The sequence below is a fragment of the Acidimicrobiia bacterium genome (assembly GCA_035948415.1).
Lineage (GTDB): Bacteria > Actinomycetota > Acidimicrobiia > IMCC26256 > PALSA-555 > PALSA-555.
Map to the genome: position 1 here is coordinate 34307 of DASZJD010000034.1, position 14015 is coordinate 48321.

Consider the following 14015-nt stretch of genomic DNA (forward strand, 5'->3'; position numbering starts at 1 on the left):
CGGGCGCGGCCCGCTCGCGGCGAGCGACGGTCAGGAGACCTCGGCCCGTCGCTTCTCGAGGGTCTGGAACGCGTCGTGGAAGCTTGTCGAGAACGACGCGACGCCCTCGCGCTCGAGGGTCGCGGTGACGTCGTCGAAGTCGACGCCGGCCTCGGCCAGCCCGGTGATGACGGCGTGCGCGCCCTCGACGTCCTCCTGGACCGTGTCGGGTCGCAGGTTGGCGTCGCCGCCGTGCAGCGCGTCGATGGACGCGGGCGCCAGCGTGTTGACGGTGTCCCGCCCGATCAGCTCGTCGATGTACAGGGTGGGGGAGTACGCGGGGTTCTTCGTGGACGTCGACGCCCACAGGGGCCGCTGGAGCCGTGCCCCCTTGGCCGCGAGCGCGTCCCAGCGGGCGCCGGCGAAGCGCTGCCGGAACAGCTCGTAGGCGAGCTTGGCGTTCGCGACCGCGGCCTTGCCGCGCAGCGGGTGCCCCTCGGGCAGGCGCCGGTCGGTCTCGGTGTCCACGCGGCTGACGAAGAACGACGCCACCGAGGAGACGCCGCCGGGGTCGCCACCGGCGGCGAGGAGCCGCTCGAGGCCGCGCAGGTAGGCGTCGATCACCGCCGCGTAGCGATCCAACGAGAAGATCAGCGTGATGTTCGTGTTGATGCCGGCGGCGAGGTTCGCCTCGATGGCGGGGATGCCCTCGACGGTTGCCGGGATCTTGATCATTACGTTGGGACGACCGACCCGCTCGTGGAGCGAGCGGGCCTGGGCGATCGACTCGTCGGTGTCGTGCGCGAGGTCGGGCGAGACTTCGACCGACACGAACCCGTCGGCCCGGCTCGTGGCGTCGTAGACGGGGGCGAGCACGTCGGCGGCGAGGCCGACGTCGTCGAGCACCAGCCGCCAGTACGAATCCTCGATGCTGAGGCCGGCGGCCGCGTCCGCCTTGAGCTCGTCGTCGTACCCCGCGCCCGCTCCGATCGCCTTCTCGAAGATCGTGGGGTTCGAGGTGACGCCGCGGATGCCGTCCTCGTCGATGAGACGCTGGAGGCCGCCGCCGGTGATGAGCGGGCGGCTGAGGTTGTCGCACCACGGGCTCTGCCCGAAGTCGTGGAGCCGGGCGATGGCACTGGTCATCGGCTTCCTCCTGCGGTTCGGTCGAGGAGCGCGTGCGCGCGCGCTACGACGTGGTCAGGGTTGATCCCCAGCTCGGCCAACGCGGTCGCACCGGGCGCGGAGCCGCCGAACCGGTCGATGCCCACCACGTCGTCGACCCAGCGGTCCCACCCGAAGGTGGCCGCGGCCTCGACCGCGAGCTTCGGGACCGGCGGGGGCAGCACGTCGGCCCGGTAGGCGTCCGACTGGGCCCCGAAGAGGTCCCAGGACGGCATCGACACCACCCGGACCGACAGCCCGTCGGCGCGCAGCTGCTCGCGTGCCGCGACGCACACCGCGACCTCCGAGCCGGTGCCGACCAGCACCAGGTCGCACCGCCCCGAGTCCTCGTCGACGAGGGTGTAGGCGCCGCGGGCCACGCCGTCCGGCGCGCGCTCCGCGGTGCCGTCGAGCACGGGGACCTTCTGGCGGGTGAGGATCAGGGCCGTGGGCCCGCGATCGCTGTCCACGTGGACCTGCCACGCCTGCGCGACCTCGTTGGCGTCCGCGGGCCGGATCATGCGCATGTCCGGCATGGCCCGGAACGCCGCCAGCTGCTCGATCGGCTGATGGGTGGGACCGTCCTCACCGAGGCCGACCGAATCGTGCGTCCAGACGAAGGCGGTCCGGTACCCGGACAGGGCGGCGAGTCGCGCCGCCGCGCGCATGTAGTCGGAGAACACGAAGAAGGTCCCGCCCGCCGGCAGGAGCCCCGAGACCGACATGCCGTTCAGGACGCCGCCCATCCCGAACTCGCGGATCCCGAAGCGGAGCTGGCGGCCCCCGAACTGGTGGGTGGCGACGATCGCCTCGTTGGCGAGCTCGGTCCCGGTGTTGCCGGACAGGTCGGCCCCGCCGCACACGATCCCGGGCACGACGTCGACGATGGCGTCGAGCACCTGCTTGCTGGCGGCACGGGTCGCGATCGAGTCGCCGGCGGTGAACGACGGCAGCTTCGCCTCCCACCCGGGGAGGCCGCGCTGCTCGAGGCAGGCGTCGAACTCCTCGGCCAGCTCGGGCTCGCGGGTCCGGAGGGCGAGGTGCCGCGCCTCCCACGCCTCCCGGTCGGGCCGGCCGCGCCGACCCGCCTCCCGGTAGGCGGCGAGCACGTCGTCGGGGACCCAGAACGTCTCGTCGGGTGGAAGCCCGAGGATGTCCTTCACCACGCGCACCTCGTCCTCGCCCAGCGGGCTGCCGTGGGCGTGCGCGGTGTCGGTGTACTTCGGCGACGGCCAGCCGATGTGGCTGCGCAGGATGACCAGGCTCGGCTTCTCGGGCTCGGTCATCGCGTCTCGGAGGCCCCGCTCGAGCGCGTCGACGTCGTTGGCGGCCTCGCCGAGTCGCACCACGTGCCAGCCGTAGGCCTCGAAGCGGCGCGCCACGTCATCGCTGTACGCGAGCTCGGTGGGCCCGTCGATGCTGATGTGGTTGTCGTCGTACACGCACACGAGCCGGCCGAGGCCGAGATGGCCCGCCAGCGACGCCGACTCGTGGCTGATGCCCTCCTCGAAGTCCCCGTCGCTGGCGATGACGAACACCCGGTGGTCACAGACCTCGGGCCCGTAGCGGGCGCGGAGGTTCGCCTCGGCCAGCGTGATGCCGACGCTGTTGGCGAAGCCCTGGCCGAGCGGCCCGGTGGTGACCTCGATGCCGGGCGCGGCGCGGTACTCCGGGTGCCCCGGGGTCCGTGACCCCCACTGGCGGAACAACCGCAGGTCGTCGAGGTCGAGCCCGAACCCGGTGAGATAGAGGAGGGCGTACAGGAGCATGGACGCGTGCCCGTTCGAGAGGACGAAGCGGTCTCGGTCGAACCAGTCCGGCGCGCCGGCGTCGTACCGCATCACCCGGGTGAAGAGGACGTGCGCCAGCGGGGCGAGGGCCATCGGCGTCCCGGGGTGCCCCGAGTTCGCACGCTGCACGGCGTCCATGGCCAGGCCGCGGATGACGTTGATGCTCCGCTCGTCCAGGTCGGTCACCGGCACTCGTCCCTCCTTGCTCCGTCGGCTCGAGGTCGCCACGCCCGCCGGGTGCCGGCGCGAGCTCCGATCACCCCCACTATTGCGCGTCGCTCCTGGCCTCCCCGGGGGCGGCCCCGCGTCCGCGCCCCGGTCAGGAGAACAGGGCGAGGCTGGCCGTGAACCCGTGCAAGAAGTTGCGGCCGCCGACGGGGCCCAGCTCACCGGCGCAGAAGGCGCCGGCCAGCGGCACCGGCCCGAGCAGCTGGGCGACCACCCCGGAGTCATGGTCGGGGACGCCGAACAGGTGCTGGCCGCGACCGTTGCAGGTGAAGAGGAGCGCTCCGTCGGCGGCGTGGCTGGCGAGGAGGGCGCGCAGGTCCTCGTCGGCGGCGACCCCGTCCCGCACCTGGAACTGCAGGGTCTGGCCGACGTCCACGTGGTCGCCGACGGCGATGGCGCCGGCGTCCCGGTCGGCGCCGAGCACGCTGCGGATCAGGAAGTCGCCGCGCTCGAACTCGACCTTGTGCTCGTCCACGACCAGTCCGACCTGGAGCCCGCCGCGCAGCAGGTCCCGGTCGGCTTCGGTGGCACCGGCGGCCAGCTCCTCGAGCCGGCGCAGCGCCGGCTGCCCGCCGAGCTCGACGATCACGTTCTGCTCGGCCCGCGTCACGGTGAACGGCTGCCCGATCGGCCGGCAGCCTTGGGACACCACCGTCTCGACGGTGGCGCCGTCGACGAAGACCCCGACGGCGCCGTCGGGGCGCACCTGGTGGTCGAGCACCAGCCGGTTGCCCCCGGGGTGGCCCGCGGCCGAGGCGAGCCCGCCGATCACGGCGAGCCCCGGGCGCTCCTCGTTCAACCGCCGGAGGAAGGCGTCGGCGGGGAACGTGAACGGGTCGGCGAAGAGGATCAGGGTCGTGGCCGCGTCGACGTCCGGCGGCCAGCCCGTGACCGCGGCGCCGTCGGGGGTCTCCTCCAGGCGCAGCGCCACCGGGGTCAGCGTGGCGTCGGGGAGGTGGGCGGCGAACACGGAGAACGCGGGGCCGGCCTCGACCTCGTGGCTGCCGCCGATGATCCCGCCGGCGGTGCCGCCCACGAGCACCTGCGGCTCGAGCAGGTTCCGGAGCGCGTTGGCGGCGTCGTCGAGCGCACCGACGAAGTGCGCCGACGCGAAACACACCGCGAGGGTCGGGTCCTCGCCGTCGAGCTGCTCGATCACCTCGCCGGCAGCCTCACCGACCGCGTGCGCCGGGACCGGGTGGCACGACAGCGCGGACGCATAGCGGCGCACGGCGCGAACCTACCGGTCGGACGGGAGGCGCTTCGCCTCGCGAAATCCCCGGGCGCCGGACGCCCGGACCCCTAGCGTGAGCGGGGATCGCACGCCGGCGACGAGGACGGAGCGTGGAGGACACCACCGCGGCTCCCGAGGCGCGGTACACCTTCGGGGACGGCGACACCGCCGCCCGCCGCCTCGAGCTGCTGGCGAGGGCGTTCGAGCCGTCGTCCCGCGAGCTCCTCGGCGCGGCCGTGCCCCAGCCCCCAGGGCTGGCGCTGGACCTGGGCTGCGGGCCGGGACTCAGCACCGCGGTCGTCGCGGGCGCGACCCGGGCGGCGCGCACCGTCGGACTCGACCGCTCGGAGGCGTTCCTCGATGCGGCCCGACGAGCGTTCCCGACGTTGGAGTTCGTCCGCCACGACGTGGCGACGACGGCCTTCCCGACCCCGCCGCCCGACCTCGTGTTCGCGCGGCTCGTGCTTGCGCACCTACCCGACCCCGCCGCGCTGGCCCGGCGGTGGGCGGGCGGCCTCGCCCCGGGCGGGCGGCTGGTCCTCGAGGAGATGGAGTGGATCGAGGCCGCCGACCCGGTGCTCGCCGACTACGAGGCCCGGGTGCTGGCGGTCGTGGAGGACCAGGGCGCGCCGATGTACGCCGGTCCGCTCCTCCGGCACCTCGATGGGCACGACGGCGAGCAGCGCAGCTGGACCGAGGTCCGGACGATCACGGTCCCGGCGTCGGTCGCGGCCCGGATCTACGGCTTGAACCTCGAGACGTGGCGCCACGATCGGTTCGCGCGGGAGCACTTCCGCCGCCGTGACCTGGACCGGCTCGCGGCGCGGCTGGCCCGCCTCGCCGCGGACGCCGACGGCCGCGTCGAGTGGGGCGTGCGCCAGCTGGTCGTCGAGCGCCGCGCCTGACTGGCTCAGTGGACCGGCGCGCCGCCGACCCAGGCGGCGCGGAGCGCCCCCGAGTCGGGATCGAGCGCGACGACATCTCCCCGAGCGCCGACCGCCAGGCGGCCGCGGTCCGACAGGTCGAGGAGGCCGGCCGGCACGGTGCTGGCGGCTCGGACCGCCCGCTCGAGCGGGACACCGAGGCCAACGAGGTTCGTCACCGCCGCGTCGAGGAGCGCGGTCGCGCCCGCCAGACGGCCGTCGGCGAGGCGCGCCGCGCCGTCGGTGCGCTGCACGGCACCGCCGACGGCGACCGCGTCGCTGACCAGCGCCACGTCGGCCTTGGTGGCGAGCACGATCCGGACGACGGTCGGATGGACGTGCACCAGGTCGGCGATGAGCGTCGGGGTGAGGCGCTCGTCGTCGAGGGCGGCGCCGACGAGTCCCGGGGCGCGGTGATGCAGTGGCCCCATCCCGTTGAACACGTGGGTGACGACGCGGGCGCCCGCGGCGGCGGCGGCGCGGGCGTCGGCGTCGCTGGCCTGTGAATGGCCGAGCGCCACGAGCACGCCCCGGCTCGCGAGCCACGACACCGCGGCCAGGCCGGGGTCGGCTTCGGGTGCGAGCGTGACCATCCGCACCTGGCCGGGGTGCGCGTCGAGGATCGCGCCGAGCCACGCCACGTCGGCCGGTCGGAGCAGGTCGACGCGGTGGGCGCCCGGGGCGCTCCCCAGGAATGGCCCCTCGAGGTGCGCGCCGAGCGGGGCCGCCGCGCCGGGCTCGGGCTCGACGCGGGCGGCCCGGAGCCGGCGAAGGGGCGCCTCGTAGGCGTCCAGGGGCGCGGAGACGAAGGTCGCGAGGTACGCGGTCACCCCGTGCTGCGCGAGGGAACGTCCGGCCCGCTCCCAACCGGGCGCGTCGGCGACGGCGAGGTCGACGTCGTCGACGCCGTTCAGCTGCAGGTCGACGAACGCCGGCGCGAGGACCGCCGGGCCGACGTCGGTCGCCCCCGATGGCGGCCGGCCCGTCCCGGTCTCGACGATGCACCCGTCCTCGATCGCCAGCCAGCCCGGCTGCGGGACGCCCGGCGGGCACAGCGCGTCGGAGCGGAGGACGCTCGCGGTCATCGGGCGCGACGGCTGCCAGCCAGGGCCACGCGCAGGCGCACGAGCCCGACCAGCGTCCGGAGTGCCCGTCGCGTGATCGAGCTGCGTGACGGCCGTCGCTCGTTGACCGTGACCGGCAGCTCTTCGACGCGCAACCCCGCCCGCTCGGCGCGCAGGATCAGCTCGGTGTCGAACAGCTCCCCGTCGCACCGGGAGGCGCGAGCGATGGGCAGGATGAGCTCACGGTCCATCGCCTTCATGCCGTGCGTGTCGGTTCGGCGGAGCCCGAAACCCACGCGCAGGACCAGCGCGAAGCCCCAGGTCACGACGCGCCGGATCCGGGAGCGGCGGTCCTGCGAGCCCGGTGCTCGCTTCGAGCCGACGATGATGGCCGGCGGGTCCGGCTCGCCGAACCGCAGGAGCACCGCGTCGAGGAACCCGAGATCGGTGTAGTCGACGTCGAAGTTCACGACGACGTCGCCGGTCGCGGCGAACAGCCCGGTCCGGAGGGCGAGGCCGTAGTCGGCTCGCGGGAGTTGGCGCGCGACCACCTCGGGCGCTTCGTGGGCGAGGCGCTCGACGACGTCCGGGGTGGAGTCCTGCGAGCCGTTCTCGACCACGATGAGCTCGAACGGCGTCGACCGAGCGCGGAGCCCGTCGAGGACCTCGTGGACCGAGTCCGAGAGCAGCGCCGCCTCGTTGTGAGCCGGCATGACGACGGTCAGCCTCACGAGAGCCGCGAATCGGGGAACGGCAGCTCGCCGGACGCGTCGACGCGAGTGCCGTGGCGCCCGCACTGGACGAGGACCACGGCGTCGGGGTCGGCGGCGAAGGAGCCGTCGGCCGCGACGGGGACCAGCTCCCAGCCTTGCCGCACCGTCACGGGCGCGTCATCGCCCGTCGCCCACTCGTGGTACTGGGCCAGCGCGATCCGGCAGAGGCGGTCGACCGCCGATCCGTCCTCACGGACGCCGAGATGAACGTCGAAGGCGGGGCTCCCGTCGGACCGCTGGACCACCGACGGGTGCAGCCCGAACCGCGGACCGCCCACGACCTTCGACGCCCGCCGGGCCGCCGTCCAGGCGAAGAGCAGCGCGAACGCGTGGATCATCGCCGATTCGGCGTCCGGGCCGACCGCACGCCCGCCGCCGGACGGCGCGCGGGACGCCACCGGCCGAACCTGCTGGAGCAGCCGCAACGCCGAGAGCGCGGCGTCGGCCTCCTGGGTGGCCTGCTCGAGCCACGGCGCCAGCTCGCCCGTGAGCGGATCGTCCGGCGCGTTCGCGAAGGCCCGGCGCGCGCCGCGGAGCGCCGTGAGCTCGTCGCGCAGCGGGACGACCCCGGCGGGCCAGGTGGCGTCGCCGACGTCCCGCTCGAGGTGGTCGACGAGCTCGTGCAGCTGGAGGTGCCTGGGCACCATGAGCGGCCCGTCGGCGCACGCGCGCGCCAGCGCGCCGAGCGCGGCGGACCGCACGCCGCCCACGTCGTCGATCGCGCGCCGCCAGGCGTCGTCCGCGTCGTAGGCGCTGGGATCCCGCAGGTAGGCGGCCGCGGTCGCCAGCGGGACCTTCGAGGCGTGCGCCTGCAGCATCGGGTTGCACAGCACACCGTCGAGCTCGTCGCTGAGCCCCGGCGTCCGCCCTCGGTACGGGCCCAGGTGCAACTCGGCCTCCATCATCGCGTCGTTCACCGGATAGTTGTCCCACAGGACGAGGGGACGTCCGCCGAGCGCGGCCCGCCAGGCCCGCGCGTCGACGGCGTCGATCCTCGGCGAGCACACCGTCGGCCCCGTCCACATGACGTCGACGTCGGCCGGCAGCCCCGACGCCAGCTCCGCGAGGTACGGGCTCGGTCGGGTGCCCACGTACTCGGTCGGGACGAGCGTCAGGCGGCCCGGGACGTGCGGCGCCAGCCAGCGCACCAGCGCCACCTGCTCGGCGGCCAGGCCGGGCCGGTTCGGGATGTCGTCGAGCGCCAGGACCACCCAGTCGACCCCCTCGCCGAGGAGCGGGCGCAGCTTGGCGACGAGCGCCGCCCGGTCGGCGTCGTCGCCGTACGCGATGTCGAGGCCGGGCGAGATCGCGAATCCGAAGCGCACCCCGACCGCCCGGCACGCGGCCGCGAGGTCGACCAGGTTGGCGGCGTCGGCCGCGTCGTAGGGCTCGCGCCAGGACTCCCGGTGACGCGGGTCGCTCTTCGGCGCGTACACGTAGGCGTTCATGTCCCGCTCGGCGACGAACTCGATGAGGTCTCGGCGCGCGTCGTGCGACCAGGGGGGACCATAGAAGCCCTCGATGACGCCTCGGAGGGCCACCGGGCGAGGCACGACGGTAGGCTACCGGCGCTCTCCAACGCCCACGCGGGGCGTCGCGTCACGAATCGGAGGAGCGCGGTGCCCGACATCCTGGCGGCGCACGCGGTCGCGCGAGCCGACACGCCGGCGGTCATCGTCGACGTCGCCGGTGGCGCCCGACCGTCGGCGACGACGTTCGCGGCGCTGAACCGACTCGTGAACCAGGCCGCGCACGGCTTCGCGGCCGTCGGGGCCCGGCCCCGCGACCGGCTCGTCTGGTGCGGGCCGAACTCCCTCGAGGTCCTCGTCACCATTCACGCCGCGCGCAAGGCGTCCCTCACCGCGGTGCCGCTCTCCTACCGGTTCAACGCCGAGGAGATGGCGTACGTCATCGACAACTCCGACGCCACGATCGTCGTCGTCGACGCCGAGCAGGCCCCGCTGCTCGCGGAGGTCAGCCAGCGCCTGCCGAAGGTGCGCGCCTTCATCGTCTTCGGCGGCGAGGTGCCGCCCGGCTTCCACGCCTGGGACGAGGTCGTCTCCGGGCAGCCTGACGCGGAGCCTCGTATCGAGGTCCCGGAATCCGCGGGCGCGTCGATGATCTACACGTCGGGGACGACCGGCCGCCCGAAGGGGGCGCTCCGCACGACGACCGACCCGGCCACGGTGCTGGCCCTGCTCGCCGAGCTCAACCTGCACCCGGGGGCCGAGGTCCACGTGACGACGGGCCCGCTCTACCACTCCGGCCCGCTGGCGTGGGCCACGCTGAACCACACGCTGGGCTGTCCCGTGGTGGTGCTCCGGAAGTTCGACCCGTCGGCGTGGCTGCGACTCGTGCGCGAGCACCGGGTCACGAACACCTTCTCGGCGCCGACCCAGCTGAAGCGAATCGTGAGCCTGCCGCCCGGGGAGCTGGCCCGCGCCGACCTGTCGTCGATGCGGAGCCTCGTGGCTGACGCCGCGCCGGTGCCGTTCGCGCTGAAGCAGGAGGTCATCGAGAAGCTGGGCGAGGGCTTTCTCTACGAGGTGTACGGCTCGACCGAGCTCGGGGTCGCGACCGTGCTGCACCCCGACGAGCAGCTCCGGAAGCCGGGGTCGTGTGGCCGGCCGTACGACAGCATCGAGCTGCGGATCGTCGCCGACGACGGCTCCGACGCGCCCCCGGGCCAACCGGGGGAGCTGTTCATCCGAACCACCATCGGCATGGACGGCTACCACCGCACCGAGGAGCGGCTCAGCGCCCTCGACGAGGGCGAGTGGCAGTCGGTCGGGGACGTCGCCTACCTGGACGAGGAGGGCTACGTCTACATCTGCGACCGCAAGAAGGACATGATCATCTCCGGCGGCGTCAACATCTACCCGGCCGAGATCGAGGCCGCGCTCTACGAGCACCCGGACATCCTCGACGTCGCCGTCTTCGGCGTGCCCGACGACGAGTGGGGGGAGCGGGTCCACGCCGTCGTGCAGCCGAAGCCGGGCGCCAGCATCGACGTCGACGAGCTGCGCGGCTTCGCCGCCGAGCGCCTCGCCCGCTACAAGCAGCCGCGTGACTATGACCTGCGCGACGAGCTGCCTCGGACCGAGGCCGGCAAGCTCCTGAAGCGGGTGCTCCGCGACGAGCACTGGCGCGGCCGCGACCGCGCCGTCTGAGCTCGCCCGATGGGGCGAACCCTGGCCGAGCACGAGTCGCTGGCGCTGCTGCGCGAGCGCGGCGTGCCCGTCGTCGAGGAGGCCGTCGTCGACCGCCCCGACGAGGCCGCCGCCGCCGCCACTCGCGTCGGCTTCCCCGTCGTCGTGAAGCTGACCGGCGCGGGCCTCGCGCACAAGAGCGAGCGCGGCCTGCTCCGGCTGGGCCTTCGGTGCCCCGCCGACGTCGAGGCCGCCGCCGCCGAGCTCCTCGCCGCCGCCGGCCCGGACGACGGCGCGGTCCGGCTCGTGGTGGCGCCGATGGTGGCGGGGAGCCGCGAGCTGCTGGCCGGCGCGTACCAGGACCCGCAGTTCGGCCCGTGCGTGCTCGTCGGCGTCGGTGGCGTCCTCGCGGAAGCCCTCGACGACGTGGCCGTGCGGCTCGCCCCCATCGAGGCACGCGACGGCCACGAGATGCTCGACGACCTCCGGGCCGCCGCGATCCTCGGCCCCTTCCGCGGCGAGCCGGCCGTGGACCGCGAGCGCCTCGTCGCCATCCTCCTCGCCCTCTCGGAGCTGGTGACGACCCGCCCCGACGTCGCGGCGGTCGACGTGAACCCCCTCGTCGTCGTCGACGGGCGCCCGGTCGCGGTCGACGCCCTCGTCGAGCTCCGGACGTGACCGCCCGCATCGACCCCCGGCGGTTCGGCGCGCTCTTCGACCCCCGGGGCGTGCTCGTCGCCGGCGTCTCCTCGCACCCCGGCAAGTTCGGGTTCGTGGCGCTGCACAACATCCTCACCCAGGGCTACGACGGCGCCGTCTTCGGGACCAACCGTGAGGGCGGCGAGGTGCTCGGGCTCAGGATGCTCCGCTCCGCCGACGACCTGCCGGCCGACGCCATCGTCGACCTCGTGTTCGTGTGCACCCCGGCGGCGGCGAACGCCGAGGTGCTGAGGGCCTGCGCCCGCCGGGGCGTCGGGGCCGCCTTCGTCACGTCAGCCGGGTACGGGGAGGCGGGGGAGCCGGGGCGGCGCGCCGAGCGCGAGCTCGTCGCCCTCGCCGACGAGCTCGGGCTGCTGCTGGCGGGCCCGAACGGGCAAGGGCTGGTGTCGACGCCGTCGCGCCTCTGCGCGCAGATCGTCGCGCCCTACCCGCCCGCGGGCGGCGTGGCGATCGTGAGCCAGTCCGGCAACTTCGTGTCGTCGTTCCAGAACCTCGCGCGCGCCACCGGCGTCGGCGTCAGCCGGGCCGTGTCCGCGGGCAACGCCGCCGCGCTCACCGTGCCCGACTTCCTCGAGTACTACGCCGCCGACGAGCACACCCGGGTCGCGCTCGCCTACGTGGAGGGCGTCGGCGACGGCCGGGCGCTCTTCGAGCGTCTCCGAGCGGTGGCCGCCGCCAAGCCCCTGGTCGTGTTGAAGGGCGGCACCACGCCCGGCGGCGAGCGCGCCGCGGCCTCGCACACCGGTGCCCTCGCCAGCGACGACCGCGTCTTCGACGGCATGTGCCGGCAGGCCGGCGTGACGCGCGCGGCGACGGTGGAGGACGCGTGGGAAGCCGCAGCGACGTTCGCGACCCAGCCGCTGCCGCGCGGCCCCCGGGTGGCCGTGGTCACGACCGCCGGCGGCTGGGGGGTCGTCACCGCCGACGCCATCGCCCGGTCCGACCTCGAGCTCGTCGCGCTGCCCGACGACCTGCGGCGCGCCATCGACGAGCGGCTGCCGCCCCGGTGGAGCCGGAACAACCCGATCGACCTCGCCGGCGGCGAGACGCGGGATACCGTGCCCGAGGTGCTGGACCTCGTCGTTCGTCACCCCGACGTCGACGCGGTCATCTACCTCGGCGTCGGCATCCAGTCGAACCAGGCCCGGCTCTTCCGTGAGGGCCGGTTCCGAGACGAGCCCGACGTCGAGCGGATCGTCGCCTACCACGAGCGTCAGGACGAGCGCTTCGCGCGCGCGGCGGCCGAGGCCTCCGACGCCACCGGGAAGCCGGTGCTGACCGCGACCGAGCTCACGGTCGCCGACCCGACGAACCCCGGTCCCCGCACCGTTCGGGCCACCGGCCGGCTCTGCTACCCGTCCTCGCAGCGGGCCGTGCGGGCCCTCGGTCACCTCTGGCGGCGCGCCCTCCAGCTGCAGGCCCGGGCCCGGTGAGCCCCACGGCGTGGCGCGCGGTCGCGGCCGGGCTCGGCGTTGCCGGGCTCGTTTGCCTCGGGCTGGCGGTCCCCGCGAGCCGCGCCAGCGGCGGCGCGCCGAACGGCTCCCTCGGCACCCCGCTCTGGTCGGCCCGGCGGGTGCCCACGCTCGTCGGGGACGCCGCCGCGGCCCAGCATCTCCAGCGCGCGCTCGACGGCGACGTCGGTGGCGTGGCCGCCAGTTGCTTCGTGGTCGCGGAGGGGCGGCAGCCGCTCGTGGCGCACGCGCCCGACAGCGCCCTCATCCCGGCCAGCACCGAGAAGCTCCTCACCGCGACCGCGGCGCTGCACGTCCTCGGCCCCGACTTCCGGTACGAGACCAAGGTCGTCGCGGCCGCCCCGCCGGCCGGCGGCACCGAGCCGCAGGTGTGGATGGTCGGCGCCGGCGATTCGGTGCTCGCCACCGGCGACTTCGCCGCCTACCTCCAGAGCCAGCCCACCACCCACAACGTCGCGGTCACGACGCGGCTCGAGCCGCTCGCCGACGCCATCGTGAACCAGGGCGTCCGCAGCATCCCCGGGGGCGTCGTCGGTGACGACGCGCGCTACGACGCGCAGCGGTACCTCCCGAGCTGGCCCCCGAGCTACCGCACCGATCCCGATATCGGGCCGCTCGGCGCGCTGACCGTCAACGGCGGCTACAAGCTGGTCGGCGGCAGCCGGCTCGTGCCCGTCGACGACCCGGCCCTGGCGGCCGCGCAGACGCTCACCCAGCTCCTCCAAGCCCGCGGCGTGCAGGTCGGCCCCGCGAGCGCCCATCAACCCCCGCCCGCGGCGCCCGCCACCGTGGCGTCGGTGAGCTCGCCGCCGCTTCGCGACATCCTCACCTCCGACCTCCGCGCCAGCAACAACCTGACCGGGGAGCTGCTCGTGAAGGAGCTCGGTGTCCGGGTCGGCGGACAGGGAACGACGAGCGCCGGCGTGCGCGCCATCACCAGCACGCTCCAGGGCCTCGGCGTCCCGACGTCCGGTCTCAGCCTCGTCGACGGGTCCGGCCTCGACCGCGGCGACCGGGTCAGCTGCCGCACGCTCGCCGGCGTCCTCGACCTCGCGGCGCAGCCGGCGTTCCGCACCATCCTCGACGCGCTGCCGGTGGCCGGCGAGCAGGGCACCCTCGCCGGCCGCCTCCAGGGCACGCCGCTCGCCGGGAAGCTCCGCGCCAAGACGGGGACGCTGAGCGGGGTGGGCGGCCTCGCGGGCGTGCTCGACGTCGGGCGACCGCTGCGCTTCGCGCTGCTGCTGAACGGCAACCTGACCCTGGCCCAGGCCATGGACGCTCGCGAGCGCTTCGCCGTCACGCTCGCCACCTTCCCCGACATCTCGGGGGATGCCCTGGTGCCCGCCCCCGCGGCGGTCACCCCGCGGACGGGGTGAGGCCCGCGGGCCGGGGCGGCTCCGTAGGCTCCGCGGCCTTGGTGCGAACCCCGGGTCGACTCGGCGCGCCCGCGCGCGCTCCGCGAGCGGCGCGCGCCGTCACGCATCGCGGGCGCACGAGCCGGGCCGCGGCGACCGGCCTC

11 protein-coding genes are annotated in these 14015 nt (G+C 74.9%); 5 read left to right on the plus strand and 6 right to left on the minus strand.

Going from position 1 to position 14015, the window contains the following annotated elements; all coding sequences use genetic code 11:
• Positions 1 to 30: 30 nt before the first annotated feature.
• The 3 genes from tal to VG869_04805 form a co-directional block, all read right to left on the minus strand.
• Positions 31 to 1125, minus strand: a complete 1095-nt coding sequence (tal, locus tag VG869_04795) for a transaldolase (GenBank protein HEV3450504.1) — start codon at positions 1123 to 1125, stop codon at positions 31 to 33.
• Positions 1122 to 3119 (minus strand): transketolase, encoded by a 1998-nt coding sequence (tkt, locus tag VG869_04800; GenBank protein HEV3450505.1) that lies wholly within the window; start codon positions 3117 to 3119, stop codon positions 1122 to 1124. The genes tal and tkt overlap by 4 nt, the downstream gene beginning before the upstream one ends.
• A gap of 133 nt (positions 3120 to 3252) precedes the next feature.
• Positions 3253 to 4392: an FIST N-terminal domain-containing protein gene (locus tag VG869_04805; GenBank protein HEV3450506.1), complete on the minus strand. Its 1140-nt coding sequence runs from the start codon at positions 4390 to 4392 to the stop codon at positions 3253 to 3255.
• A gap of 113 nt (positions 4393 to 4505) precedes the next feature.
• Here VG869_04805 and VG869_04810 point away from each other — a divergent pair, with 113 nt between their 5' ends.
• The gene (locus tag VG869_04810; GenBank protein ID HEV3450507.1) at positions 4506 to 5300 is read left to right on the plus strand and encodes a methyltransferase domain-containing protein; all 795 of its coding nucleotides are present in this window, start codon (positions 4506 to 4508) and stop codon (positions 5298 to 5300) included.
• Between the two features lie 5 nt (positions 5301 to 5305).
• On the opposite strand, the gene VG869_04815 is transcribed toward VG869_04810, so the two are convergent.
• The 3 genes from VG869_04815 to VG869_04825 are packed head-to-tail and all read right to left on the minus strand — an operon-like array spanning position 5306 to position 8708.
• Positions 5306 to 6403: an amidohydrolase family protein gene (locus tag VG869_04815; GenBank protein ID HEV3450508.1), complete on the minus strand. Its 1098-nt coding sequence runs from the start codon at positions 6401 to 6403 to the stop codon at positions 5306 to 5308.
• Entirely contained in the window at positions 6400 to 7113 is a 714-nt protein-coding gene (locus tag VG869_04820; protein HEV3450509.1) for a glycosyltransferase, read from the minus strand. The genes VG869_04815 and VG869_04820 overlap by 4 nt, the downstream gene beginning before the upstream one ends.
• Positions 7110 to 8708, minus strand: coding sequence for a protein O-GlcNAcase (locus VG869_04825; GenBank protein ID HEV3450510.1), 1599 nt, complete (start codon positions 8706 to 8708; stop codon positions 7110 to 7112). The genes VG869_04820 and VG869_04825 overlap by 4 nt, the downstream gene beginning before the upstream one ends.
• Before the next feature lie 66 nt (positions 8709 to 8774).
• On the opposite strand from VG869_04825, the gene VG869_04830 reads away from it, so the two are divergent.
• The 4 genes from VG869_04830 to dacB are packed head-to-tail and all read left to right on the plus strand — an operon-like array spanning position 8775 to position 13872.
• Positions 8775 to 10325, plus strand: a complete 1551-nt coding sequence (locus VG869_04830; GenBank protein ID HEV3450511.1) for an AMP-binding protein — start codon at positions 8775 to 8777, stop codon at positions 10323 to 10325.
• Between the two features lie 9 nt (positions 10326 to 10334).
• Positions 10335 to 10982 (plus strand): acetate--CoA ligase family protein, encoded by a 648-nt coding sequence (locus tag VG869_04835; GenBank protein ID HEV3450512.1) that lies wholly within the window; start codon positions 10335 to 10337, stop codon positions 10980 to 10982.
• Positions 10979 to 12457, plus strand: coding sequence for a CoA-binding protein (locus VG869_04840; protein ID HEV3450513.1), 1479 nt, complete (start codon positions 10979 to 10981; stop codon positions 12455 to 12457). Before VG869_04835 ends, VG869_04840 begins: the two co-directional genes overlap by 4 nt.
• A complete protein-coding gene (gene dacB / locus VG869_04845; GenBank protein ID HEV3450514.1) occupies positions 12454 to 13872 on the plus strand; it encodes a D-alanyl-D-alanine carboxypeptidase/D-alanyl-D-alanine-endopeptidase in 1419 nt (472 codons plus the stop codon). The genes VG869_04840 and dacB overlap by 4 nt, the downstream gene beginning before the upstream one ends.
• Positions 13873 to 14015 lie beyond the last annotated feature (143 nt).